Consider the following 23,481-nt stretch of genomic DNA (forward strand, 5'->3'; position numbering starts at 1 on the left):
GTCAGCAGATTTCAGCGAGCAGTTATCAGTGAGCAGGTAGAAAACCTTTAATTTTTCCTTTTTTTTATGAGTTCTGCAATTAAAGTTATTCAACCATCCGGTATTTTAGATGCCAACCAAGCCAGCGAATTTCGCCAAGAAATTGCCGAAGCCGTACAGGGAGGTTCAGAGGTTATTATCGTTGATTTCCAGAATGTCACCTTTATGGATAGTTCTGGTTTAGGGGCGCTAGTTTTATCCTTAAAAACCGTGCGTTCTGCGGGGGGTAAACTATTGATATGCTCGATTAATGAGCAGATAAAAATGTTATTTGAATTGACTGATATGGATCGAGTTTTTGAAATTTTTAATAACCGAGAAGAATTAGAACAAAAAATTTTAGGAAGTTAAGTCAGCGAAAATCTACCTGCATAATCGAAAGATCATCCCTAAAATTGCCATCAAATTGTAAAGCTTGAATTTTTTCAATAAAATTATCGAGATTTTTAGCATAATTACCGTGATAATTTCGCAAAGATTGAATAAAGTTCTCCAGTCCCCACATCCTACCATCAACACAATCGATCTCGTAAATTCCATCGCTAAAAAGATAAAGGCTACTGGGGAAATTCAGGCATTTAACCTGATTAATATATTCCGCTTCCGGAAACATTCCGATGGGAAACCCGGGGGCTTTCAGTCTGGTTTCAATCATCTGGCCAAAAGGTTTGTGCGTCAGGAGAACTGCCGGGGGATGACCAGCGCTGGCATAGGTTAACTGTTGTTGTTTCCGATCATAAATTCCGTACCAGATAGTAAAATATTTATCATTCTTAGGACTGATTTGATAAACTTGATTTAACCCATGTAAAACCTGATTAGGTTGATAGTAATTCACCTGACTTAAACCACGGGAACGGAGTAAATTAATCACCGAAAGGGAAGGTAAAGCCGCTCGCAAACCATGGCCAGCCACATCTAAAAGATATAACATTAAATGATCCTTATCTAACCAATAATAATCAAAGCCATCACCCCCCAATCGACGAGAAGGAAGAAAGCGAAAATCGATAGCAAGTTTTCGAGAAATAAAAGGTTCTGGTAACAGCGATCGCACATAGTCCGCCGCCTCCGCCAACTCCATTTCTAGTAATTGTTTTTGCGCTTGCAGATCATGACTTAATTGATGCAAACGCATTCCCGCCCGCACGCGCGCTTTTAACTCATTAATCTCGATCGGTTTGCATAAAAAATCATCTGCCCCCGCATCCAATCCCTTCACCCGATCCTCCACTGATCCCAAAGAAGTTAAGAGGATAAAAAAAGTCGTTGACAGTTGGGGATTGAGCTTAATTTGCCGGCAAACTTCCAACCCATCGATCCCCGGCATCATCCAATCACAAATAATCATCGCTGGTTTTAGTTGCCCCGCTTGCTTTAATCCTTCTTCCCCATCACTGGCAACAAAAACCTCGTATTCCTTCTGCAAAGCTCGTCTTAGGAACGTTTGAATTAGTCCATCATCATCAATTACTAGAATTCGTACCATCTTTTTTATGACTTGACTATCTCAATCTTACTGCTTACCCCCGACCCCCTAACAGATGACTTTGCTTATACCTCAAGAGAAGATTAAATCCAGAATCGAGCTAACACATCAGTCATAGTTTGGGAAAAATGGTATAACTTCTAGCGTAAGGCATTGCAGAGGTAAGCCGGGGGTGAAGATTTCTTTTCAGGTAGATAGCGATCTCAGGTCCTTAGATACCGTTTTAAAATATTTTGAGCAACTTGAACGGGCGGGCATTCCCCAAAAAGCCTGGCTCCAGTGTCAGCTTGCTCTTGCCGAAGGTTTTACCAATGCAGTCCGTCACGCTCACCGACACCTCCCCCCCGAAATTCCGATCGAGATCGAGATTGAGATTACCCCTCACCAGATGGAAATTCGCATCTGGGATCGGGGTTCCGTCTTCGATTTAGAGGACTTTATCGAGAAAAACGCCTATCATGACTATAGTTTCTCTGGTCATGGGCAAGGACTGCCGATCCTCCAAAAAATCGCCGATCAACTCAGTTATACTCGCAGCGAAGATCAGCGCAACTGTCTGTTAATTATTAAACAATTTTCCCGCCATGAATCCGATCGCGCCCCTCGTTTCTCCTAGTTGGTTAGTTAACAATCTCGATCGCCCCGATCTGATGGTTATTGACTGTCGTTTTCAATTAAATGATCCCGATCTCGGTTATCAACAGTATTTAGCCAATCACATGGAAAATGCCTTCTATTTACACCTCGATCGCGATTTATCGGCTCCCGTTGCCCGTCATGGCGGCCGTCATCCTTTGCCGAATCCGCCGACGATCGCCGCTAAATTAAGCTCGTTAGGGGTGATTTCTGGTCAAACCCATGTTATCGCCTACGATGCCTCCCGTTTTGCCTTTGCCAGTCGTCTCTGGTGGTTATTACGTTATCTGGGCCATGAACGAGTCAGCATTCTCGATGGTGGTTGGCAAAATTGGTTAAATGCGGGTTATCCCGTCTCCAATCAGATACCTGTGCCGAAAACCGGCGCTTTTCTCCCCCAAGTTCAAGAGGATTGGGTAGTGACGATCGAGGAGGTAAAAAGGCAAAAAGAGCAAGCGGGAGTGGTGTTAATTGATGCCAGGGAAAGCGATCGCTATCGGGGCGAAAGGGAACCGATCGATCCGATCGCCGGCCACATCGAGGGGGCGCTGAATTATCCCTGGTTAGAAGTCACCGATAGTCAGGGTTTTTCTCAACCCCTGGCCCAGCAAAAACAACGTTGGCAAGAGCGGCAAGGCGATCGAGAAATTATCCTCTACTGTGGTTCAGGAGTGACAGCCTGTGTTAATATCTTTTCCCTGACCCTAGCCGGATACGAGAATGTTAAGCTATATTCTGGAGGTTGGAGTGATTGGTGTTCCTACCTGATCTAACCAGCCTTGTTGATACCCATCTATCGAGAAAGATTATCAAAATGACCTAATTACTGTACAATCCCCCTATTATCACTTTTAATTATTCCGAAACTATTATCTAATTTGTCTCCCAGACAAAAAAGCTAATTTTTATTTTAGTTGCTATCCTTTTGCTCTCAAATCACCGCTATTCCCCAAAGAATAGTCGTTTTCCCCCGTAAAATTACTAAAAAGTAATTTTATAGTTAAACTGTATAAAAAATTAGGTATGTATTTTGTATGACAGAAGCCGGTCTTTGTCATTGTAATGGTGGCACCCGTCCGAAAGATCGCCTTTCGATTTTTGTGGATGGCAATAATATGTTTTATGCTCAACAAAAAAATGGTTGGTTTTTTGACCCGCGCAAGGTGTTAAATTACTTCACCAACGACCCGAATATTATGTTAATTAATGCCTTTTGGTACACGGGTTTAAAAGATTCCCAAGATCAAAGAGGTTTTCGCGATGCTTTAATTAGTTTGGGTTATACGGTGAGAACAAAAATTTTGAAAGAATATTATGATGATAGTTCCGGTCGTTTTTCCCAGAAAGCTAATTTAGACATCGAAATTGTCGTCGATATGTTTAATACCGTCGATCAATACGATCGAGTGATTTTATTTAGCGGTGATGGCGATTTTGAACGAGCGATCGAACTATTGCGCTCTAAAAATACTCATATTACCGTAGTTTCTACGGAAGGAATGATCGCTAGGGAATTACGCAACGCTACCGATCGCTATATTGACCTGAATGATATTCGCAAAGATATCGAAAAAAGTGATTATTAATCGGCTGTTTTGTCTTTAAACTGGCTATTTATCCCATTTTTCTTTATTGGTAGTCCTCACCCCAATCCTTCTCCCAGAAGGGGATAGGTGAGGCAATTAACCATCTCTTGTTTATTTTTCCTTGAGTCGAAATAGTAAAAACTGATTGACCTGATTCGGATTAAAATTATCATCACTGACTAAAATCAAAGAGCGACTGCCATCCGGTAATCTTGGACCGAGAGTCATTGCTTCCAAATTATCTAAATCAATCCCCAAAGTCCCTAAATCTAGTAATAATTTTTTCCGCAAGGGTTGCACCTGTAAAGCTTCTAATTCTCCCGGTATCCGAGCAATTTTCGAGGTATCAGTGGCACTCCCATTAACTACCTGAAAGAGTTTCGCTCCAAAACCTTCTAAACCAAAAGTTCGCTCTAAACTGAGAAAATAACCCTCTTTTTCTAAAGCTAATAATTCCGTTAAACCGTAGTATCTCGCAGCACTGGGTGGCTCATCTAACACATACAATTGTTCTGATACTAACACAGGCGCACCAATCGGATCAATAACATAATGAAGAAGTCGCACTCTGAGATTTTCTGCTCTTTTTCCCGTGGGACTATCTTGAATTAAAGCGTTTTCTGTGGCAGTAAACAAACGAAAAGGATCGTCTTTGAGGGTGCTGGTAATCCCTAAAGTTAAGGATTCAAACCCTAAATTATCCTCTATTCCTTTTTGATTGCTATCATCTGGTAAAAAGCGATTAGGAATTAACAAAGACTCCTTTAATTGTCCCTGCAAATCAAATTCAGCAATAAAAGGAGCAATTCCCTCTTTAACCGCACCTTCACTGGAAATAAACAAAGTTTGTCGGGGCGAAAAAGCGATACCTTCTGGGTCGATCGATCCCTTTTTAAAAGTTTCTCCCTTGCCATCTTTTAGAAACGTGACTGCCTCTAAATTCACTTTTTCGATTTTTTCATCATTTATCTGCAAACTAGCCCGATAAAAGCGGGCCGGAGCTTTTTGAGAACGATCATCACTGAGGAGATAAAAGCGGTTATTGGTGCGATCATAGGTAATTGCCGATAATCCCCCCACCCTTGTCTCTTGATAATCCGCTTGTGGTAATTGATATTCTCCCAAAAACTCGACCGAGAGGGGTAGAAACATTCGTTGTTCTGCCAAAACTTGCGGGGAGACACCACAGGCAGCCAGACTAAAGGTTACAATCAAACTAGCAATTAAACCCAAAATTGGCAAACGGCAATTTTCGGCAGTCAGTCTCTTATAGAATCGATCGATCACAAAATATCACCCTCTATTACGCTCTTATCAATCTATTATGCTACGTTTTTCTCTCGGTTTATGGCTCTGTTTGATCGGTACTTCCCTTCCTCTCCTAGCACAAACAGAAACCCCTGCACCCAATCCCCTCGAAACTCCCCTACAAAGTCCTTTATTACCCGCAATCGATCGCCCTTTAACTCCCTTGGAGCGTAGTCAACTGTTATTATACATCGATCAACGCGATGCTGAAGCTCAAGCTAAATACGATGCGGGATTAAATGAGGAAGCTTTTCCTATTTGGTATGAAGTGATTAAATTAAATCGTTATTTAGGGGCAAAAGAAGAAGTCAAATCTTTGGGAAAAGTGGGGTTAGCAGCTTGGAATCGAGATCGAACAGAGGATGTTAAATTAATTACTGCTCGTTTAAAAACTGTGCAACAAACCGCAGAAACTAACCAGACAATGGACGGGGAACTATTAGCATTATTAGGTACATCCTATCAACAGGTACGAGCTTTTAATGAGGCGATAATCATCTATGATAAAATCCTAGCTAATGCCAGACAATCTGGCGATAATCTGGCAGTAGAAGCAAACTTAAATCAACTTGGTCAAATTCATTTATCCCGTTTTGATTATCAAAAAGCCGCCCCAGTCTATGAGGAATTATTAACTATTTCTAAGGCACAGAATAATTCTTTAACTCAAGGGATATATCTGCAAAGATTAGCAGAAATTTATCGAGAATCTCTGCAACCAGCTAACGCAGTAAAAATTAAAGAAGAAATAGCTGAAACCCAGATCAGAAATCAGCAAATACAGTTAATTCCCGCTCTAAAAATTCAAATTGGTTTAGATTATCAAGCTTTAAAAGACGCAAATAAAGCCAGCCAAAACTTTCAAGAAGCCTATTCTCTCGCTTTTGCTTTACAACAGTACGGCACCGCAGGAGAAGCTTTAAGTAAGTTAGCCGAACTTTATAAAAGTTATCAACAGGTAGATTATGCTTTACAAATCTATCAAGAATTAATTAAAGTCCATGAATTGGGTTATAATTACTACGGTTTAATGAACACCTACGATCAAATCGGCCAAATTTATCTAGAGAGAAAAAATTATCCCCAAGCTTTGCTCGCTTTCCAAAAAGGTGCGGAATTAGCCCAAGCTATCCGTTATCGTGAACAATATTTTCAAACCAAAATCACCCAAGTTAATCAAGCAATAAATAATCCTGAATAGTTTTGTGGTACTTCTAAATATACTGGACTGCCTAATATTTCTGTCTGATTGATTCTGTCCAAGATTTGATGGCAATTCGGCTATTCAATTGTTTCATTTTAAAGAGCGAGCTTTAGGAAAATTATCTGACCAATTTTTTGATAATTGACCACTGTTACATTTGGTAAATCGAGGAGTTGATCAAAATTTATCCCCATAAACTACCTCCTGTTCTGTGTTACCATTATACCATGCTCACACAGAACCTAGAAGAGCCAAAAACTTTTCCAAGAGATTCCCCCTGACCAAAGAAAAACCTTTACTTGTGACAAGGTAAAATAATTTTGTGGACATCAAGAGTTGAGTCAGAAACTAGAAGTAGATTTTTATTTTGCTACTCCTTACCATTCTTGGGAGAGGGGATTAAACGAGCATACCAATGGACTATTGAGACAATTTTTTTCCCAAGGGAACGAATTTGAAAATCCCTAAGCCAGAGGAGGTAGAAAGAGCCGTAAACTTAATTAACAATCGTCCTCGAAAATGTCTTGACTATCGTACCCCGAATGAGGTATTCTATAAAGGTAGATTAGACAGTGATGCAATTCAAGTCTGAATTGGTCAATTTTTTGCCAAATATAATCTTTTCAAGTTAGGAAATTTGAAAAGATTTGATGCCTTTTCACAACTCATTTAGGTTTGCTATATTATGACAAAAAATGCTAGTTTTTCTGATAATTACCAGTAGTTTTTGCTGAAATCATCACAAATTACTGGCAAGTTTAATTATTAAAAGAGGGTGAGCGCCCATGGTCAAATCCGAAACCTAGCTGCTAAGAACCGAAAAAGTTGAGTTAGTATGAGGGGATATTACCCTCTGAGGAGTTGCACTAATTATATGGACATCAAATTAATCTTGTTGGCATTGACGGCTGTATTCACCGTCTCTTGTCTCTTTTTCGGCACCCGCAACGGTTTTTATGATAGCGATAACTACGATGGCAACGGTTCCGCTCACTAACCAGTCATCATGATCAGGGTTGCCATGGTTCAACGCTCTACTGCCGTCTGGGGGTCAAAATCCCTTTTATCCTGTTTACCTTTTGGTGTCGGTCACGCATCAGAAGGGGTTTGTCTCCTACTGAAAATCGGTCCCTATCGCATACTTTTAGACTGCGGTTTGGCCGATCTGCAACCCCTCACCCAAAACAAAAAACCACCCGTAGATCTGGTGTTCTGTAGTCATGCCCACAGCGATCACATCCGTGGGTTAATGACTCTCCATCAGACCTATCCCCAATTGCCAGTTTATGCCAGTGAGGTGACAGTACAACTGCTGCCCCTACAATGGCCGGATTCTGCCGAGGAAATCGGCAGTTTCTGTCAGGGTTGGCCATGGCGATCACCGATTGCACTCTTTGATGATCTCACCGTCGAGATTTTTCCGGCCGGCCACCTACCCGGGGCTGCCGTGGTCCTATTCACCTACAAAACCCCCAAACGCACCTATAAAGTCCTCTATACCGGCGATTTTTCCCTGTCTAATTTTCAACTGGTGGAAGGATTATCGATCGATCTGCTGCGGGGAGTATCCCCCGATGTGCTGATTATTGAAGGCAGTTACGGCACAGAACGCCATCCCCACCGACGACAGCAGGAAAAACAGTTGATGAATCGCATCTATCATGCGATCGCCGAGGGTCAAAATGTCCTACTACCCGTCCCCGCTTTGGGATTGGGTCAAGAAATTTTAAAATTACTGCGATCGCATCATCAATTCACGGGTCGCGATATTGACATCTGGGTTGGGGGTAAGATCGCTAAAGCTTGCGATGCCTACCTGGAAATTTTACCACAATTTCCCGCATCTGTCCAGAATTTTGCCAAACATCAGCCCTTATTTTGGGATGAGCGCATCTGTCCCCGGTTGCGAAGGTTGCCAGAAAAACCGACACCTCTAGAGGGAACCACTCCGATCATTTTACTAATCGATCGCCTAGAGGAGGTGAGTAAATATCTGCAAGGGGATAAACCTTGGTTAATGTTAGTTCCCCAACACCTGCACGATATCAACCTAGAGAATCCCCGATTAAAAGCGGCACAGCGTTCGCGATTAATTAGCCAAGAAACCTATCTACTGGCTGAACATAGCGATAGTCGCAACACCACCCAACTAATCCATAACCTGCGACCGCAGCATATCATGTTCGTCCATGGCTCCCCCCTATATCTAGCGGATTTGACCAGTTTAGAAGAATTACAAAGCCGTTATCAACTCCATTCCCCGGCCGTGGGAACCCTGGTGGAATTGCCTATTGGCGATCGCTTTATGCAACCGACACCCCCGGCCCCCAGTCACTATGAGGGAGAATTAAATGAATCGGATTCGATCGTCACTATCACCTTACCAGAGTCGATCACCCGGGATCCCCGGTGGAGTAATTTCGCCGATACGGGACTGGTAGAAGCACGCTGGCAAGGGGAAGAATTATTATTGCGGGGAGTCTCCCAACGGGAATTATTAAGCGAGAGTCCTAATCGCATCACCAAAGCTTTAGAGGAGATGGATTGCTGTCGTGTCTGTGTCCACTACAAAAGTCAGCGCTGTTGGAATCCCGCTTCTCCCCTCTACGGTTTTAAAGTGGTTGCCGAAGGCTATTGTCCCGTTTTTGAAGCCAATATATAATTAGGGTCTGCTGAAAAAGTTGGTAGCTGGGGTTAGGAGTCGGTTTTTAGGAGTCACTATTCTGGGACTTCCTCCCTACAGAAATACTAAAAAATTAACAAAACCCTTAGATTTTAACTAAGAGGATGTTTAAAAAGGGTCACAGGTAGCCTAGTTGTCTAGGCAAGCCGCCTCAACATGAGTCGAATCATGCCCAGATAAATAAACGCCTCGAACTGTTCAACGTAGCTCAGGGAAAGAGTTTCGTGTCAATCCTCGTAGTCTTTGCTTAATCGTCGCCAATAGACCTCTTGCATAATTTTTTTATGGTAAAACAGACGGTTTGGTTTTTTTATTGATTTTTAGATAGAAGTCAAAAAAAGAATATAGTCATTTCAGATAAGTCTGATACAGTCTAGACCGACAAAATCCTTATGAACTCTCGGATTGATATTCTCAATCTTAATTGAAATGACTAGAACATATCTTCACATTTCTTAAAAGTTGCCAAACATTAATCCAGTGAAGGAGAATTGTAATTAATCAGGAGAATTTATTCTCAATTATAAAAATTAAGATAGTTTGTGCCGCTCAAATAAAGAGGTTTTGATAACCAAATTAAAGCATATCTAAAGAGTTTTGAGTTAAAAGTAAAACTTCAAGTTTTTATTTAAAACAAACGTACTGTTTAACTAATTTTTTGGGGAAAATTAGTTAAACCACCACTATAACATATAATTAATTTACAATAATTCTACTGATAACTGATAACTGATAACTGATTAAAGCCCACCCTAAAATACCATCTAAGCGATTAAAGATTTAACTTTACTAATGATACCAACTGGGTCAATACCTTGGTGGGGGAATTGTTCCCATAAACCGCCACAACCTTCATGGTGAGTACCAATGTAGGCGTATTTAGGAGTTAAACCGCGTTCGAGTAACCAAGAACCATAACGGCTACCTAAACCCGTGCGACGGTTAAATGCTTCTACCACTAAAACAAAGGGAGAATTACCAACTTTAGCGATAATTTCTTCATCCACTACATTGAGAGTAGATTTATTAATTAAACCCACGTCGATCCCTTCTTGTTTTAAGCGTTCCACTGCATCTAAAGCGCGGTATAAACCATCGCCAAAGCTGATGATATAACCGGCAGTGCCTTCCCGAATTACTTCATCTTTTCCGGGGACAAAGGTGTAACCATCGCCAAAGAAATTATGGCCGTTAGTATCAAGAATATTGGGAGTTTTAGAACGAGTCGAGAAGATAAAACGTAAACCGGGTTGATGGAAAGTTGCCTCGACACAAGCGGTCATTTGTGCCGCATCGGCTGGGAAATAAAGACGGGTTTCGTAACCGTCATCTAGTCCATTATCGGCAAAGAAATTATTCAAACCAAAGTGACAGGTATTATCCGCCATGTCATCGATACCGGAATGGGAAAAATGACATAAAAGATTAGAATAATTCAAGCGGGCCATGGTGATTTCAGAAATACACATTTCTAGAAAAGCGGCAAAGGTGGCGAAAATTCCCTGTTTACCTTTTTCCATACCAAAACCAGCGGCTGCCGAAAGATTGCCCCGTTCCATAATACCGGAAGGAATAAACACTTCGGGATGTTTATCGTGGATAATTTTCAGACCGCAGGAACCCTCTAAATCGCTATCTACTACTAATACCTTAGCCTTGCGTTCTTCCTCGCTCATTTTGCCTAAAAGACTGACCACCGCTTCACCGAAAACGTTGCGGTTAGAACCCCATTTATCCCCAGAACCGAGGAATTTATAGTCATTAGAAGGCTTCTTAATACTGTTGAGATATTCCACGGCGGCACTGTGTCCTTTTGCCTCTAAATATTTCAAAGCCAAGGGTACAGAAATCACATCATGACCGTGGTTAGACCCTTCTAAACCTTCAATCCCCGGACACATGGGACGTTTATTAATAATCGCAATCGGGCCAGGAGTATTAATTGCTTCACAGATATTGCGATACAAACTATCGATATCTTCCCCATCTCCCACTAACACTTTTACGCCATGGCCGGCGAGAGTTTTAGCCACATCATAACCGGGTAAATATTTGGAAGGATTACCGGCAATGGTAACATCATTATCATCAATAATCAGCTTAACATTGATGTGTTGAGCCACGGCTAAACGGGCAGCTTCTGCGTCATTGCCTTCCTGTTGAGAACCATCGGAACCTAAACAAAAAACGGTTTTTCCGGGGTTAGCTAAAGCGACACCGTTAACGTAGGGCCACATATGTCCTAAACGGCCAGAACTAAATTTTACGCCGGGGGTTAATCCTAATTCCGGGTGTCCGGGGAGTTTAGAATTAGCCTCGCGGTAGTGCATTAATTGTTCTGGGGGTAAAGAACCTTCTAACGCGGACATGAGATATTGAGTACCGACGCGGTGTCCCGCTTCATCGAAGAAAATTGGTACAAATTGACTAGGTTGACTGCGGAAAAGAGCATCGAGAATCACCACTTCCGGGACGGTATCGTAGGGGCCGCCGGTGTGACCACCCACACCCCGGGCCGCACCCGTGGCAGTAAAAAAGATGATAGCATCGCGACAGAGTTGGATATTGGCTTTTAGGGCGCTTCTTTGCTCGTCGGTGAGGGTGGGTTTACTGGGGTCGAGACTGATGGGTTTATAGGCGCTCAAATCGATGGGAAAGGCTGTCATTGTCTATTTTCCTTAATGTAGAGAAATAACTATAGTCAGGGAAATCATAGCCTAGAATGTCACCCGATCGATTGATTGAATAATTTCTTATCATTGGTGTAGTCCCTAATACAAAAGTTTTACTCTTGCTGGGATAGTGTCCACGGTCCGGGACAGGGGAAATCTTAAAAAAGATACGGGAAAAAAAGCTGTTCTTGAGGGCAATAGTCCAGAATGGCAGGTAAGACCGAGTAAAAAGGGGAAAGGGGAAAGGAAAAAGTAAAAAGGATAACCTTTGACTGGATAGCGTTTCTTAGACGGATGAAGTATGACCTGATTCTCGGTTACTCTTACTGCAATCTCTAGCCCAAAAATCAGCCCATAATTAACAAAAACTAGATTTTTTAAGGTAAAAACTATGTGTTTAGGCATACCGGGACAAATTACGGCAATTATTGATGAAAACCATAATCTCGCTCTCGTCGATGTGGGGGGGGTCAAAAGAGAAGTAAATATTACTTGCATTGTTGATGAAGACCATCCCACTAATACTTGTGTAGGGGATTGGGTATTAGTTCATGTGGGTTTTGCCATGAATCGAATTGATGAAGATGAGGCGCAAGAAACATTAAATTTATTAACACAATTATTGGAATTAGAGTAAGAATTTAATTATAATTAATGTTCTTACAGTATTCACACATAAATTGATTTTGTTGTCTATCTTAGGAAATATAAATCACGGCAATTATTACCGACGACCGACAGCTAAAAATTATAATTAAAGGAGATAAACAATGAAATACGTTGATGAATTTCGTGATCCAGTTAAAGCGGCAGGATTAATTCAACAAATAGAACAATTATCGATAAGAATCTCTGAAAAGCGGGAAAAAGTTACTAAAATTATGGAGGTTTGTGGAGGTCATACCCACTCAATTTTTAGATACGGTATCGAGGCAATACTTCCCGAAACTATCGAATTAATTCATGGTCCCGGATGTCCCGTTTGTGTGATGCCGCGAGGTCGTTTAGATGATGCCATTTTTCTCGCACAACAACCGAACGTAATTCTGACAACTTTTGGCGATACTATGCGTGTCCCCGGTTCCCATTTGAGTCTGCTGCAAGCGCGAGCAAAAGGTGATGATATTCGCATGGTTTATTCTCCTCGCGATGCCTTAAAAATTGCCAGAGAAAATCTCGATAAAGAAGTAATATTTTTAGCCTTAGGTTTTGAAACAACCGTTCCTAGCACAGCTTTAACCGTTTTAGAAGCGCAAAGAGATGGCATCACTAATTTTAGTTTATTTTCTAATCATGTGGTGATTATTCCCGCTCTGAAAGCTTTGTTAGATAACCCAGATTTACAGTTAGACGGTTTTGTTGGGCCCGGTCATGTTAGCATGGTAATTGGCACAGAACCCTATCAAGTTATTGCCCAAGAATATCATAAACCTGTGGTAGTTTCTGGGTTTGAACCTTTGGATATTCTCCAATCAATTTGGATGGTATTAAAACAATTAGATGAGCAGAGATGTGAGATCGAAAATCAGTATGATCGAGTGGTACAAAATCAAGGAAATAGAGTCGCTTTATCGGCAATCAAGCAAGTTTTTGAACTGCGGGATCAGTTTGAATGGCGAGGTTTAGGAGAAATTGCTCAAGGAGGGTTAAAACTGCGAGATGAGTACAGTAATTTTGATGCGGAGAAAAAATTTACCCTACCCAATCAGCGTGTTAAAGATCACAAAGCTTGTCAGTGTGGCGAAATTCTTAAAGGTGTTTTAAAACCCTGGGAATGTAAAGTATTTGGGACTGCTTGTACTCCCGAACATCCCATCGGCACTTGTATGGTTTCTAGTGAAGGTGCTTGTGCCGCTTATTATAAGTATGGTAGAAATCAGTAAATTTTTTTTACTGATTAGGGTAGGTTCCTTTCTGGTGAGAAAACGCTAGAATTCTCACCAGAAAAAATTAACAGTCTCTCGGTGATAAAAAAAAATGAAGATCAAAAATAATCTGGGTTTATTTGGCTTAACTACCTCTCTACTGCTAATTATCGCTTCCGAAATCGTTCTTGCTTCCCAAGAACAAACCCTAGAACTGCAACCAAGTCAACCCCCCAGCTCCGATTTTTTCAAACCCGTCACCAATCTAATTAAAGATTTAAACCATCAGGGAGTAACTATCACCGATCCCAATGATCCCATGGCGGTGCGCTACCGAGTCAATACCCCCTGTCGCGGTTGTTCGGTTTATCTAGGCACGGGAGTTGCCAATCCTCGCACCCAGACTAATAATAATGGCATGGGAATCAATTTTGGTCTTGGTTTCACCATGCCCTTTTCACCCTAAATGCCGATGACATATTTACGCCATTCGTGATTGTGATTCCCCCTAGTGTGCTTTAATAGCTCAAAGTGGAGACTGCTGTAGGGACGACGCGGCTGGGCGTGCAGGGACATATTGGCCTCTTTTGGTGTACGATTGCCCTTATGCACATTACAACGCACACAAGCCGCCACTAAATTCTCCCAGGTATCACCCCCTCCGCGAGAACGGGGAATCACATGATCGATGGTTAATTGTTCACCTCGGTAGAGACAGTATTGACAGGTGTGATGATCTCGTTCGAGAATATTACGACGGGTTAAAGGAATTTCCTTGTAGGGAACACGGACGTATTGCCTCAGACGGATAACAGAAGGTAGGGGTAAGTCACGACAAACCACTTTTCCGTTATGTTCTAGGGATTCAGCTTTTCCTTTCAACAATAAAACGATCGCGCGCCGCCAACTGGTGATATTTAGCGGTTCGTAGGAGGCATTCAACACGAGAACCTTGCTCATAGGTGTCTGGAGATCGCTTGAATTTACCCCGCATGGTAGCACAGATCACTGGGATTGGAACCTATTATTCAGTGTTGGGGAAGTGGGGAGCTTTTTTCAGTGCGATCGCCGATCAGGTAATCTGCTACTGGACTGTTTCAGCTAAAATAGGGCATTAGATTCTGCAAAGCCAGAAAGTTGTTTTCTTGAACAAGATAATAGTCATGGTCGAAAAATATCCAGAAAAATAGAAGTTTTTAAAGTGAGGAAAAATGAAAGACAAGGGTTTGAAAATCTGCGAAGACTTATTAAAGTAGAAAGAAAGGGTAGTCGCGGGGATAAAACTTATGAAGAAACAGCTTACTATATCAGTAGCTTAACCGAATCCGCCCAAGTATTTGCTAAAATTATTCGAGGACATTGGAAAATAGAAAATCAGTTACATTGGGTAAAAGATGTAATTTTTGAGGAAGATAAAAGCCAGATAAGTGATTTTCAAGCGGCAAGCAATTGGTCAATTCTCACAACTATAGGATTGAATCTTTTCAGAAGTTTAGGTTTTCTCTCAATAACAGAGGGACAGAGGTGGTTAGCTGAACGTTGGGAAAAACTGATAGTTTTATCGACGTAAGAAGCAGAAAAATTAGCTAAATTAACAGGATGTACTCTCAGACAATTTCAAGAGAGATAGGCTTTTAGTGCCTTGAGAACAAGCTTTATCAATCTATTTATAATAAATATTGGCAGAAGATTAAAGATTAATTATTGTGACTAACTCTTTTGGTTAGAGAAAGATAAAATTGAGAATCTTAAGTCAAATTTATTGACTCAAAATCAGCTGTACTTAATTTAAATGAATCAACCCTAGGGGTTTGGGGGGTTCTACCCCCCAAAAGCTTGGATTGAGTAATAAAATCAAAAGTAAAGCCCAATTTTAAAAGAGAGTTTCCCCGTAAAAATCCCAACTTGCTAGATTGACAAAATTGTATCGGTAGAATTACTGAATAGCTGATAGCTGGTAGCTGAGGGTTTATAACTTGCGTTCATAACTTAACAACGTATTTTTTAATAACATTGCCACCGTCATCGGACCGACACCACCGGGGACAGGAGTAAGATAACTAGCTACTTCTAAAACCCCAGCATAGTCCACATCTCCCACCAAACGGTCAGCCACACGATTAATCCCCACATCCACCACCACCGCACCAGGTTTGACCATATCTTTAGTGATTAAATTCGCTTTACCGACCGCAGGTACTAAAATATCAGCACTTCTGGTTATTTCTGCGAGATTTTCCGTGCGCGAGTGAGCAATAGTTATCGTAGCGTTTTCCTCCAATAACATTAAAGCTAAAGGTTTCCCCACTAGAATACTGCGACCCACCACCACCGCGTGCTTACCAGCTATGGGAATATTATATTCTTTCAGCAGTGCCATGACCCCCGCAGGAGTACAACTGCGAATACAGTCCTCACCTCGCACTAAACCGCCTAAATTGAGAGGATGTAAACCATCAGCATCTTTTTTCGGGTCAATTTGGTAGAGAAGGGAAACCGCATCTAAATGCTTAGGTAAGGGTAATTGAATTAAAATCCCGTCCACCCGCTCATCTTGATTGAGACGGACAATTTCCGCTAAAATTTCTAGTTCACTTGTATCGGTAGGAAAATGACGACCAAAAGAGGCCATGCCGATTTTAGTACAAGCTTTCTCCTTATTGCGTACATAAACGGCACTAGCAGGATTATCCCCCACCATCAACACCGCTAACCCCGGAGGTCGTCCCATTTGAGATTGTAGCGTCTGGATGCGCTCTCCTAGACCAAGCTGGATTTTTTGAGCTAAGGCTTTCCCGTCGAGAATTTGGCAAGTAGTTACGGACATTCTATGATAATACCGAGAACAAAAATCTTTCGGATCTATTCTATGGTCAAAAAGATTGGCTAATCGCACTCGTTAAGGTTAAAGCAAGAATGTCTATTCAGACTCGTGTAGGGCGCATCGGCAGTTTATTATTATTGCTAGGGTTATTCGGTTGTAGTACCCTTGCTGACCTCGGTATTGCCGTTCCCTACATCGGTGATCCTCCCCTAACAGCGATCGAGCAATTACAGGAAAAACCAAAAGGTGCTTTAGTTTATCTTAGGGGAACTGTCAGCAATTATGCCCCTTTTTTAGCGGGAGGAGCCTATCTTTTGCAGGATGGGTCCGGTAAGATTTGGATTCGCACCAATAGCAATAAATTACCCCGTCAAGGCGAAGAAATCGTCATTAAGGGCAAAATTGACTTTGAGGCTATTCCCCAAGGTTCCCAAACCGTCAACGAAGTGTATGTGGTGGAATTAGAACAGATGGATGCAGTAGCAGTTAATTCGGTTCCTACTCCTTCCCCGTCCCCGGAAATTAAACCTTCCCCCACCTCGGAAGTTAAACCCCCAGAAAATAATTCTCCCCCAGTCTCCACTAAACCCCTCGAAAATCCCCGACAGGTGACAATTCCCAGCGCAGCTGAAACGAAACCCCCAGAAACTCCCGTCCTTACCCCCATTAAACCCAATCCCCCCGCACAACCCGTCGCAGAAGCGATTCCCCCCAAACCCCCCGCAGTGGTTAAACCCGTCCCAGACCTCCTTGATGCTTTCTTTTTACCCCATAAACAAAGCGAGAAATAGCTAGGGTTAGGTGTGGGAATTATGAATTATGAATTATGAAGTGGGAAGTGGGAAGTGGGAAGTGGGGAGAAAATACAAATAATCTCCTGTCTCCCGTCTCCTGACTCCTGATAACTGATAACCGATAACTGATAACTGATGATATTCGTTGCTTTGGCGATTTTGGAACAGGACGGTCGATTTTTAATGCAGTTGCGCGACGACATACCGACGATTCTCTATCCGGGGGTGTGGGGTTTATTTGGTGGTCACTTAGAAGCGGGTGAAAGTCCAGAAATAGGGTTAAAACGAGAGTTAAAAGAAGAAATTAACTACGAAGCCCCTAGTTTACGCTATTTTCGCTCTTATAACGATGATAATCTCTCCCGTTATCTTTATCATGTACCCCTGACCCTGGGATTAGAAAAATTAGTGCAAACAGAAGGGCAAGATTTAGCATTATTACCTCCGGCTGCCATCCGTCAAGGGGAATACTATTCCCAGAAGATTAATCAGACTCGTTCTTTAGGAAAAATTCATCGCCAGATATTGCTCGATTTTATAGAACTAGAACTATAGTGGATACTAGAGCCAGACAAGGAACTCCCTTATCTATACGAAAGTCGTAGTTAACACTGCTCCTCACCTCCCTCGAAGGCAAAATGCTCCCGCTTTTTGAATGGCTTTATTGAAACGTCAATCTTATTTTGGCTTTGTCTTTATGAACCAGTCGCGTCCCTCGTTCCTTTCCGTGCAGAAACTCCTATCCGGAGGTGCGATCGCTACCCTAGCAGTTAGTTCCCTGATGGTCCTTACCCCCGCAGCCAAAGGGGAAAAACCCTTAGAAGATAACCCGAAAGCGGTCATCGACCAGGTTTGGCAAATTGTTAATAATGAATTTGTAGATCGTGGTTTTCATCAAATTGATTGGCAAAAAAAACGTCAAGAATTGTTAAGCAGAAATTATACTAATCCCCAACAAGCTTACACAGCAATTCGCGAAGCTTTAAAGGAATTGGATGATACTTATACCCGTTTTTTAACTCCTAGTGAATTTTCTGTCCTCACCAGTCAAACTTCCGGAGAATTATCGGGAATTGGGGTACGTTTAGCCCTTGATAAACGCACTAGCGATCTGGTCGTTGTCGATACGGTGAAAAAATCCCCCGCCAAGGAAGCAGGAGTAAAAAGCGGCGATCGCCTGATCAGAATTAACGGCAAACCCACCGCTTTAATGACCTTAGAACAGGCAATGGAAGCACTACAGGGAGAAGTGGGTACTAGCGTTAGTTTACAGCTTGCCCGTCCCGATCAAGGCGTATTTGAAGTGACTTTGACCCGGGTAGATATCGAAATCCCCTCCGTTAGCTATACCCTTAAACAGGAAGGTGGGGTGAAAGTTGGTTATATCAAACTGGATGAATTTAGTTCCCACGCAGCCGAACAAATGAAACAGGCGATCGAGGAATTAAGTCAACAACAGGTATCCGGCTATGTTCTCGATCTGCGGGGCAACCCCGGCGGGTTACTATTTGCTAGTGTTGATATCGCTCGTATGTGGATGAAACAGGGCAAAATCGTTAGCACCATCGATCGACGGGGCGGTGATCGTCAATTTATCGCCAATAACACCGCTATTACCGATTTACCCCTAGTAGTCTTGGTTAATAAAGGTTCCGCCAGTGCCAGCGAAATCCTCGCCGGGGCGCTAAAAGAAAATGGCCGGGCGACTTTAGTAGGTACATCGACTTATGGCAAGAGTACCGTCCAATCGGTACACACCCTCTCCGATGGTTCCGGATTAGCGGTGACAATTGCCCGTTACTATCCCCCCAACGGCGAAAATATCTACAAAAAAGGCATTAAACCCGATGTGCAGATCGAGTTAACCCAGGAACAACAGCTGCGCTTCCGCGATGATCCTTCTTTATTGGGAACTAAGGATGATCCCCAGTATCAACAGGCGATCTCGCTGTTACAATCCCATAGTGTTAAACGTCCCGGCACTGGCAATCTCAATAACCCTTTGAGTAGTCGGGCCGAATAATTGTCCTGGGAAATCCGGGGAAACGGTGACTGTTTCGGCGAAATGGCGATTCTAGAACAGCCTTTAAAGCATTTAACAGCGCTCTCTCTCGCTCCCGTGCAGTAGCTGATGATTACCACCCAAAGATTTCTGCAGCTACAAATTCTGCACCTAAGCATAAGAGGCAGTATAAAACTGTATCGCTGGCTACAAATGCTCGATTATTCGCCAAAAAGTCAACTGATCAAAACCTCACACCCTGCTCTATAATTCCCGACGACCTTCTAAAGCTCTCGCTAAAGTTACTTCATCAGCGTATTCCAGATCGCCGCCCATAGGCAACCCAAAAGCGATACGGGTAACTTTAGTGAAGGGTTTTAGTAAACCCCCAATATACAAAGTCGTGGTTTCTCCCTCGACACTGGGACTGATAGCTAAGATAACTTCCTGAATTTTTTTCTGGCTGACTCTGGTGACTAAAGACTGTATATTTAATTGATCTGGACCAATCCCATCCATGGGTGAGATAACACCGCCCAAAACGTGATATTTGCCCGAATATTCCCTTGTTTTCTCCAAAGCAATCACATCTCTGGAGTCAGCTACCACACAGATAGTCCCCGTTTCTCGGTTAGGATTGCGGCAAATTTCGCAGATTGGTTCGGCCGAAAGATGGAAACAAACCTGACATAATCCTACTTGTTTTTTCGCTGCTACGATCGCCTGGGCCAATTCGATCGCATCTTGTTCTGGTCGTTTGAGAATATACAGGGCCAGACGTTGAGCGCTTTTGGGTCCCACCCCGGGTAATTTTTGTAACTGCTCGATCAAACGAGCTAAAGGCGGTGTATAAATAGCAGTTAATCCTCTTATCAGTTATCAGTTATCAGTTATCAGTTATCAGTTATCAGTTATCAGATTTGAGTTTTCAAGTGAGCAGTGTTACATGGAAGTTTCCTACTGTCTTTTCACTGTTTACTGCTCACTGTTTACTAACTAAGACCTTTTTGGTAAACGGACATCGATAACACTGGTGTTGAAATTATAATTATCTCCTTCTAACTCGATTAAAGTGCCAATTTTCACCTTTTGACCGCCAACAACCGCACCGGTATCGGTAACTTCCGCTTGACCACTGAGAGTCATAATCATATCTTGAGAATAGTTTTCTGTGCGGGGATCGGGTAGGACTTTTACACTACCATCGGGCTGCGGAACTAAGACATTTCTCGCTAAAGGTTTAACATTTTTTATATCCACTTGACCAGCCGGTTGATTACGAATAACAATATTAGTTTTCTTCTCGGTATTGAATTGATTAATCAAAGCGTTGGGATTAAGAACACTTAAACCCCGGACAATAACATCCACTTCTATGGGTTCTTTGGTCACTTGAGCGATCGTACTTTTACCACTCGTCCCCGGCACAACAAAAATACCGATAATTGTCAATAAAATTACTAAGGCCGCTCCGATATCAAGCAAGCTAAATTTACCGAATAAACGTCCTTTTGAGTCTAATAACTGCATAGCCTTGAATTTATATAGATGACTATTCCTAGAGATCGAGCCTAGAGAGTAAATTCTATCACGATCGGAATCTTGGTCGCAGACAGGAAGTCTGACTTAAGATAGAAGATCGGAGTCTCACACGGAGCGATCGATAGACAATGGCGGGTAAAACTCAACTTAAGAAACAAGAAAAGCAATTATCTCCACTCGATCTGACCCCTTCTGACGGTAACAACCTCGAAAAAGTTGCCCCCGTTAAACATTGGTCGATCGAAGATAGCGAAAATCTCTATCGTATCCAAGGCTGGGGAGAACCCTATTTCTCGATCAATGCTGCGGGAAATATTACCGTCTCGCCCCAGGGAGAAAGGGGCGGTTCTTTGGACTTATACGAGTTAGTTTCGGCGATTAAGCGGCGGAATATCGGTTTACCGCTGTTAATTCGGTTTAGTGATATTTTGGAAGACCGGATCGAGCGCCTGAATGCCTGTTTTAGCCGAGCGATCGCCCGTTATAATTATCCCAATGTCTATCGCGGTGTCTATCCGATCAAGTGCAATCAACACCGTCACATCGTCGAGTCTTTAGTGCGTTTTGGTAAACCCTATCAATTTGGGTTGGAGGCTGGTTCAAAACCTGAGCTAATGATTGCTTTAGCTACCCTAGAACCTGCCTTAAACGGCAAAAATGACAAAACACAACCACTGCTAATTTGTAACGGCTATAAGGACAAAGAATACATCGAAACCGCTCTTTTGACCACTCGTCTCGGTCATCGGCCTTTGATTGTCATCGAACAATTGGAAGAATTATATTTAACCCTGCGGGTCAGTCGTCAGTTAGGAATTGCCCCTCATTTGGGAGTGCGTGCGAAACTGGGGACAAAAGGGGTGGGCCGTTGGGGATGTTCCACGGGAGACCGGGCAAAATTCGGTTTAACCGTCCCAGAAATCCTAACGGTAGTGACGGAATTAGAACAAGCGGGGATGTTAGATTGTCTGCAACTGCTGCACTATCATATCGGGTCGCAAATCTCCGCTATCAGCGTCATTAAGGATGCCATTCGCGAAGCTAGTCAGATTTATGTGGAATTAGCGAAATTAGGGGCAAATATGACCTATCTCGATGTGGGGGGTGGTTTAGGGGTCGATTACGATGGCTCAAAAACTAACTTCTACGCCTCAAAAAACTACAATATGCAGAATTATGCCAATGATATCGTGGCCGAGGTCAAGGAAGCTTGTGAAGATGCCCAGATTTCACCCCCGATTCTCATCAGTGAAAGTGGCCGGGCGATCGCTTCTCATCAATCGGTGTTAGTCTTTGATATCTTGGGAAGTAGTGAGGTTCCCCAAAATCCCCCCGATCCCTGCAATGGGAAAGAACACCTCATCCTCCGCAATCTCTGGGAAACCTACACGGGTATCGATGAGCGCAATTATCAGGAAGCTTATCACGATGCGGGACAGTTCAAAGAGGAGGCGATTAGTCTGTTTAATTTCGGTTATCTCAGTCTCAAGGAACGAGCTAGAGCCGAACAATTGTACTGGGCTTGTTGTCACAAAATTCTGCAAGTGGCCCGACAACAGGATTATGTTCCCGATGACTTGGAAGACTTAGAGCAAATTATGGCCTCAATTTATTATGCCAATCTCTCGGTTTTTCAGTCAGTTCCCGATAGTTGGGCGATCGATCAACTATTTCCAATTATGCCGATCCATCGTCTCGATCGAGAACCTACTCAAAGAGGTATTCTCGCCGATTTAACCTGTGATAGTGACGGGAAAATTGCCCAGTTTATCGATTTGCGCGGAGACATAAAATCAGTTTTAGAATTGCATCCTTTGGAGTACAAAAACGGTAAACATTCTCCGGAACCCTATTATCTAGGAATGTTTCTGGTGGGTGCTTATCAAGAGATTATGGGCAATTTACATAATCTTTTTGGCGATACTAACGTGGTACATATTCAGATGAGTCCCAAGGGGTACGATATCGAGTATCTAGTCAAAGGAGATACGATCACGGAAGTATTAAGTTATGTGCAGTATTCTGCGGAAGACCTGTTAGAAAGAATTCGTCTTCGTTGTGAACAAGCTTTGCAGGAAAATCGCATGACTGTGGAAGAATCCCAATTACTACTACAGGATTATGAACGCAGTTTGCGACGTTATACCTATCTAGTGGGTGGGGATTAATAGAGGTTACTTGTGGGGGAAATTTAGCTCATTTTCCCTTTTTAAAGCATTGATCGCAGAATTTTGGGCTAATGCTACCTCTGGTAGTACATTTATATATATTTTCTCACTCCTTTCTTGCCGTCCCGCAGGAGGGAAGCGACATCAACATCTATTTCGTAAAAATTTAGTTACAAATACTTTGCGATTTGTGTCAATAACTTGCTACCTGCTACTTTTGCTACAGGAAATAGGTACAATTGCTGGTAGAGAAAGAATCTTTATTGAGGCACCAAAGACCCAGGCAGTGCATACGATTAGATTGCACCCCCAGTATATATCAATCAAAGTTTTTACCTGACCTATATACTATGCGATTGTACTGTCCAAGTCAACATGGTGAAAGGCTATGAATACAGGATCACAGACGAATTTAGTAAGCAGAAACCGCTTCCACCGGCGAGCTTCTCTGAATTTTAACTAGGATTTTTCTATTTCTGCTGAATTACCGCCACTTGATCACGAGTCCATCTATTCCCTGCATCGTGTAGTCTCAAGCGTGAGTGGCAATGATAGTCAAGAGTCGTCCCCGACCTTGGCAGAGATGAATTTTGCCGTGAGCGAGACTAAATCGACGGTAAGGCGGGGGCAGATATCGAAATAACCCCCAACTCCTCAGAAATAAGTATC

Annotated in this window: 21 protein-coding genes and 3 pseudogenes; 16 read left to right on the forward strand and 8 right to left on the reverse strand. The window is 42.5% G+C overall.

Features of this window, described 5'->3' with window-relative positions; all coding sequences use genetic code 11:
- Positions 1-66: 66 nt before the first annotated feature.
- Positions 67-390, forward strand: a complete 324-nt coding sequence (locus ACOCD9_RS13820) for an STAS domain-containing protein (protein ID WP_419547798.1) — start codon at positions 67-69, stop codon at positions 388-390.
- A gap of 1 nt (position 391) precedes the next feature.
- Here the strand turns inward: ACOCD9_RS13820 and ACOCD9_RS13825 are convergent, their stop codons facing one another.
- Positions 392-1,528, reverse strand: coding sequence for a SpoIIE family protein phosphatase (locus tag ACOCD9_RS13825; protein WP_419547799.1), 1,137 nt, complete (start codon positions 1,526-1,528; stop codon positions 392-394).
- 172 nt (positions 1,529-1,700) lie between these two features.
- Here ACOCD9_RS13825 and ACOCD9_RS13830 point away from each other — a divergent pair, with 172 nt between their 5' ends.
- The 3 genes from ACOCD9_RS13830 (at position 1,701) to ACOCD9_RS13840 (ending at position 3,750) form a co-directional block, all read left to right on the forward strand.
- Positions 1,701-2,144: an ATP-binding protein gene (locus tag ACOCD9_RS13830; RefSeq protein ID WP_419547800.1), complete on the forward strand. Its 444-nt coding sequence runs from the start codon at positions 1,701-1,703 to the stop codon at positions 2,142-2,144.
- Entirely contained in the window at positions 2,113-2,937 is an 825-nt protein-coding gene (locus ACOCD9_RS13835) for a sulfurtransferase (protein ID WP_419547801.1), read from the forward strand. Before ACOCD9_RS13830 ends, ACOCD9_RS13835 begins: the two co-directional genes overlap by 32 nt.
- Before the next feature lie 261 nt (positions 2,938-3,198).
- On the forward strand, positions 3,199-3,750 hold the full coding sequence (locus ACOCD9_RS13840) for an NYN domain-containing protein (RefSeq protein WP_002751943.1): 552 nt from the start codon (positions 3,199-3,201) through the stop codon (positions 3,748-3,750).
- A 111-nt stretch (positions 3,751-3,861) separates the two neighbouring features.
- Here the strand turns inward: ACOCD9_RS13840 and ACOCD9_RS13845 are convergent, their stop codons facing one another.
- Complete coding sequence (locus tag ACOCD9_RS13845) at positions 3,862-5,037, reverse strand: esterase-like activity of phytase family protein (RefSeq protein WP_419547802.1); 1,176 nt, start codon at positions 5,035-5,037, stop codon at positions 3,862-3,864.
- 37 nt (positions 5,038-5,074) lie between these two features.
- Here ACOCD9_RS13845 and ACOCD9_RS13850 point away from each other — a divergent pair, with 37 nt between their 5' ends.
- A complete protein-coding gene (locus ACOCD9_RS13850; RefSeq protein ID WP_419547803.1) occupies positions 5,075-6,259 on the forward strand; it encodes a tetratricopeptide repeat protein in 1,185 nt (394 codons plus the stop codon).
- Between the two features lie 2 nt (positions 6,260-6,261).
- Here ACOCD9_RS13850 and ACOCD9_RS13855 read toward each other — a convergent pair.
- A pseudogene (locus tag ACOCD9_RS13855) lies at positions 6,262-6,456 on the reverse strand (ISL3 family transposase); the annotation flags it as partial.
- Positions 6,457-6,511: 55 nt separating this feature from the next.
- On the opposite strand from ACOCD9_RS13855, the pseudogene ACOCD9_RS13860 reads away from it, so the two are divergent.
- From ACOCD9_RS13860 to ACOCD9_RS13870, 3 genes and pseudogenes are all read left to right on the forward strand, one after another.
- Positions 6,512-6,854: pseudogene (locus ACOCD9_RS13860) on the forward strand (IS30 family transposase); the annotation flags it as partial.
- Positions 6,855-7,136: 282 nt separating this feature from the next.
- On the forward strand, positions 7,137-7,259 hold the full coding sequence (locus tag ACOCD9_RS13865; RefSeq protein ID WP_002737208.1) for a hypothetical protein: 123 nt from the start codon (positions 7,137-7,139) through the stop codon (positions 7,257-7,259).
- Positions 7,260-7,283: 24 nt separating this feature from the next.
- The gene (locus ACOCD9_RS13870) at positions 7,284-8,924 is read left to right on the forward strand and encodes an MBL fold metallo-hydrolase (RefSeq protein WP_419547804.1); all 1,641 of its coding nucleotides are present in this window, start codon (positions 7,284-7,286) and stop codon (positions 8,922-8,924) included.
- Positions 8,925-9,709: 785 nt separating this feature from the next.
- On the opposite strand, the gene ACOCD9_RS13875 is transcribed toward ACOCD9_RS13870, so the two are convergent.
- Positions 9,710-11,611, reverse strand: a complete 1,902-nt coding sequence (locus tag ACOCD9_RS13875; RefSeq protein ID WP_419547805.1) for a transketolase C-terminal domain-containing protein — start codon at positions 11,609-11,611, stop codon at positions 9,710-9,712.
- A 397-nt stretch (positions 11,612-12,008) separates the two neighbouring features.
- On the opposite strand from ACOCD9_RS13875, the gene ACOCD9_RS13880 reads away from it, so the two are divergent.
- The 3 genes from ACOCD9_RS13880 to ACOCD9_RS13890 all read left to right on the forward strand — a co-directional run bounded on the left by ACOCD9_RS13880 (position 12,009) and on the right by ACOCD9_RS13890 (position 13,948).
- Positions 12,009-12,254, forward strand: a complete 246-nt coding sequence (locus ACOCD9_RS13880) for a HypC/HybG/HupF family hydrogenase formation chaperone (protein ID WP_287701250.1) — start codon at positions 12,009-12,011, stop codon at positions 12,252-12,254.
- A 133-nt stretch (positions 12,255-12,387) separates the two neighbouring features.
- Entirely contained in the window at positions 12,388-13,500 is a 1,113-nt protein-coding gene (gene hypD, locus ACOCD9_RS13885) for a hydrogenase formation protein HypD (protein WP_409945549.1), read from the forward strand.
- Positions 13,501-13,594: 94 nt separating this feature from the next.
- The gene (locus tag ACOCD9_RS13890) at positions 13,595-13,948 is read left to right on the forward strand and encodes a hypothetical protein (RefSeq protein ID WP_287701247.1); all 354 of its coding nucleotides are present in this window, start codon (positions 13,595-13,597) and stop codon (positions 13,946-13,948) included.
- Here the strand turns inward: ACOCD9_RS13890 and ACOCD9_RS13895 are convergent.
- On the reverse strand, positions 13,945-14,442 hold the full coding sequence (locus ACOCD9_RS13895; protein ID WP_002759301.1) for an HNH endonuclease: 498 nt from the start codon (positions 14,440-14,442) through the stop codon (positions 13,945-13,947). The two genes, ACOCD9_RS13890 and ACOCD9_RS13895, sit on opposite strands and share 4 nt — an antisense overlap.
- A gap of 157 nt (positions 14,443-14,599) precedes the next feature.
- On the opposite strand from ACOCD9_RS13895, the pseudogene ACOCD9_RS13900 reads away from it, so the two are divergent.
- A pseudogene (locus ACOCD9_RS13900) lies at positions 14,600-15,052 on the forward strand (ISAs1 family transposase); the annotation flags it as partial.
- Between the two features lie 399 nt (positions 15,053-15,451).
- Here the strand turns inward: ACOCD9_RS13900 and folD are convergent.
- Positions 15,452-16,309 carry a bifunctional methylenetetrahydrofolate dehydrogenase/methenyltetrahydrofolate cyclohydrolase FolD gene (gene folD / locus ACOCD9_RS13905; RefSeq protein ID WP_419547806.1) on the reverse strand — a complete coding sequence of 286 codons (858 nt, stop codon included), beginning with the start codon at positions 16,307-16,309 and terminating at the stop codon, positions 15,452-15,454.
- Positions 16,310-16,398: 89 nt separating this feature from the next.
- On the opposite strand from folD, the gene ACOCD9_RS13910 reads away from it, so the two are divergent.
- The 3 genes from ACOCD9_RS13910 to ctpB all read left to right on the forward strand — a co-directional run bounded on the left by ACOCD9_RS13910 (position 16,399) and on the right by ctpB (position 19,123).
- Positions 16,399-17,097: an OB-fold nucleic acid binding domain protein gene (locus ACOCD9_RS13910; RefSeq protein ID WP_287701243.1), complete on the forward strand. Its 699-nt coding sequence runs from the start codon at positions 16,399-16,401 to the stop codon at positions 17,095-17,097.
- A 138-nt stretch (positions 17,098-17,235) separates the two neighbouring features.
- Positions 17,236-17,655: an NUDIX hydrolase gene (locus ACOCD9_RS13915; protein ID WP_287701241.1), complete on the forward strand. Its 420-nt coding sequence runs from the start codon at positions 17,236-17,238 to the stop codon at positions 17,653-17,655.
- Positions 17,656-17,797: 142 nt separating this feature from the next.
- Entirely contained in the window at positions 17,798-19,123 is a 1,326-nt protein-coding gene (gene ctpB / locus ACOCD9_RS13920) for a carboxyl-terminal processing protease CtpB (RefSeq protein WP_419547807.1), read from the forward strand.
- Positions 19,124-19,366: 243 nt separating this feature from the next.
- Here ctpB and recR read toward each other — a convergent pair whose 3' ends face one another.
- Positions 19,367-19,957, reverse strand: a complete 591-nt coding sequence (gene recR / locus ACOCD9_RS13925; RefSeq protein WP_043999193.1) for a recombination mediator RecR — start codon at positions 19,955-19,957, stop codon at positions 19,367-19,369.
- 141 nt (positions 19,958-20,098) lie between these two features.
- Complete coding sequence (locus ACOCD9_RS13930) at positions 20,099-20,632, reverse strand: DUF4330 domain-containing protein (protein ID WP_004162056.1); 534 nt, start codon at positions 20,630-20,632, stop codon at positions 20,099-20,101.
- A 140-nt stretch (positions 20,633-20,772) separates the two neighbouring features.
- Here ACOCD9_RS13930 and speA point away from each other — a divergent pair, with 140 nt between their 5' ends.
- The gene (gene speA / locus ACOCD9_RS13935) at positions 20,773-22,812 is read left to right on the forward strand and encodes a biosynthetic arginine decarboxylase (protein ID WP_287701239.1); all 2,040 of its coding nucleotides are present in this window, start codon (positions 20,773-20,775) and stop codon (positions 22,810-22,812) included.
- The last annotated feature ends 669 nt before the right edge of the window (positions 22,813-23,481 follow it).

It is taken from the genome of Microcystis sp. (genome assembly GCF_048564745.1).
GTDB lineage: Bacteria > Cyanobacteriota > Cyanobacteriia > Cyanobacteriales > Microcystaceae > Microcystis > Microcystis ichthyoblabe_A.

What these genes read in the sequence shown, in the direction of transcription:
- ACOCD9_RS13910 (WP_287701243.1), top strand. Translation starts at nt 16,399, where the DNA reads ATGTCTATTCAGACTCGTGTAGGGCGCATCGGCAGTTTATTATTATTG.
- ACOCD9_RS13915 (WP_287701241.1), top strand. Translation starts at nt 17,236, where the DNA reads ATGATATTCGTTGCTTTGGCGATTTTGGAACAGGACGGTCGATTTTTA.
- speA (WP_287701239.1), top strand. Translation starts at nt 20,773, where the DNA reads ATGGCGGGTAAAACTCAACTTAAGAAACAAGAAAAGCAATTATCTCCA.
- folD (WP_419547806.1), bottom strand. Translation starts at nt 16,309, where the DNA reads ATGTCCGTAACTACTTGCCAAATTCTCGACGGGAAAGCCTTAGCTCAA.
- ACOCD9_RS13835 (WP_419547801.1), top strand. Translation starts at nt 2,113, where the DNA reads ATGAATCCGATCGCGCCCCTCGTTTCTCCTAGTTGGTTAGTTAACAAT.
- ACOCD9_RS13870 (WP_419547804.1), top strand. Translation starts at nt 7,284, where the DNA reads ATGGTTCAACGCTCTACTGCCGTCTGGGGGTCAAAATCCCTTTTATCC.
- ACOCD9_RS13840 (WP_002751943.1), top strand. Translation starts at nt 3,199, where the DNA reads ATGACAGAAGCCGGTCTTTGTCATTGTAATGGTGGCACCCGTCCGAAA.
- ACOCD9_RS13930 (WP_004162056.1), bottom strand. Translation starts at nt 20,632, where the DNA reads ATGCAGTTATTAGACTCAAAAGGACGTTTATTCGGTAAATTTAGCTTG.
- ACOCD9_RS13850 (WP_419547803.1), top strand. Translation starts at nt 5,075, where the DNA reads ATGCTACGTTTTTCTCTCGGTTTATGGCTCTGTTTGATCGGTACTTCC.
- ACOCD9_RS13865 (WP_002737208.1), top strand. Translation starts at nt 7,137, where the DNA reads ATGGACATCAAATTAATCTTGTTGGCATTGACGGCTGTATTCACCGTC.
- ctpB (WP_419547807.1), top strand. Translation starts at nt 17,798, where the DNA reads ATGAACCAGTCGCGTCCCTCGTTCCTTTCCGTGCAGAAACTCCTATCC.
- ACOCD9_RS13880 (WP_287701250.1), top strand. Translation starts at nt 12,009, where the DNA reads ATGTGTTTAGGCATACCGGGACAAATTACGGCAATTATTGATGAAAAC.
- ACOCD9_RS13875 (WP_419547805.1), bottom strand. Translation starts at nt 11,611, where the DNA reads ATGACAGCCTTTCCCATCGATTTGAGCGCCTATAAACCCATCAGTCTC.
- ACOCD9_RS13820 (WP_419547798.1), top strand. Translation starts at nt 67, where the DNA reads ATGAGTTCTGCAATTAAAGTTATTCAACCATCCGGTATTTTAGATGCC.
- hypD (WP_409945549.1), top strand. Translation starts at nt 12,388, where the DNA reads ATGAAATACGTTGATGAATTTCGTGATCCAGTTAAAGCGGCAGGATTA.
- ACOCD9_RS13895 (WP_002759301.1), bottom strand. Translation starts at nt 14,442, where the DNA reads ATGAGCAAGGTTCTCGTGTTGAATGCCTCCTACGAACCGCTAAATATC.
- ACOCD9_RS13825 (WP_419547799.1), bottom strand. Translation starts at nt 1,528, where the DNA reads ATGGTACGAATTCTAGTAATTGATGATGATGGACTAATTCAAACGTTC.
- ACOCD9_RS13890 (WP_287701247.1), top strand. Translation starts at nt 13,595, where the DNA reads ATGAAGATCAAAAATAATCTGGGTTTATTTGGCTTAACTACCTCTCTA.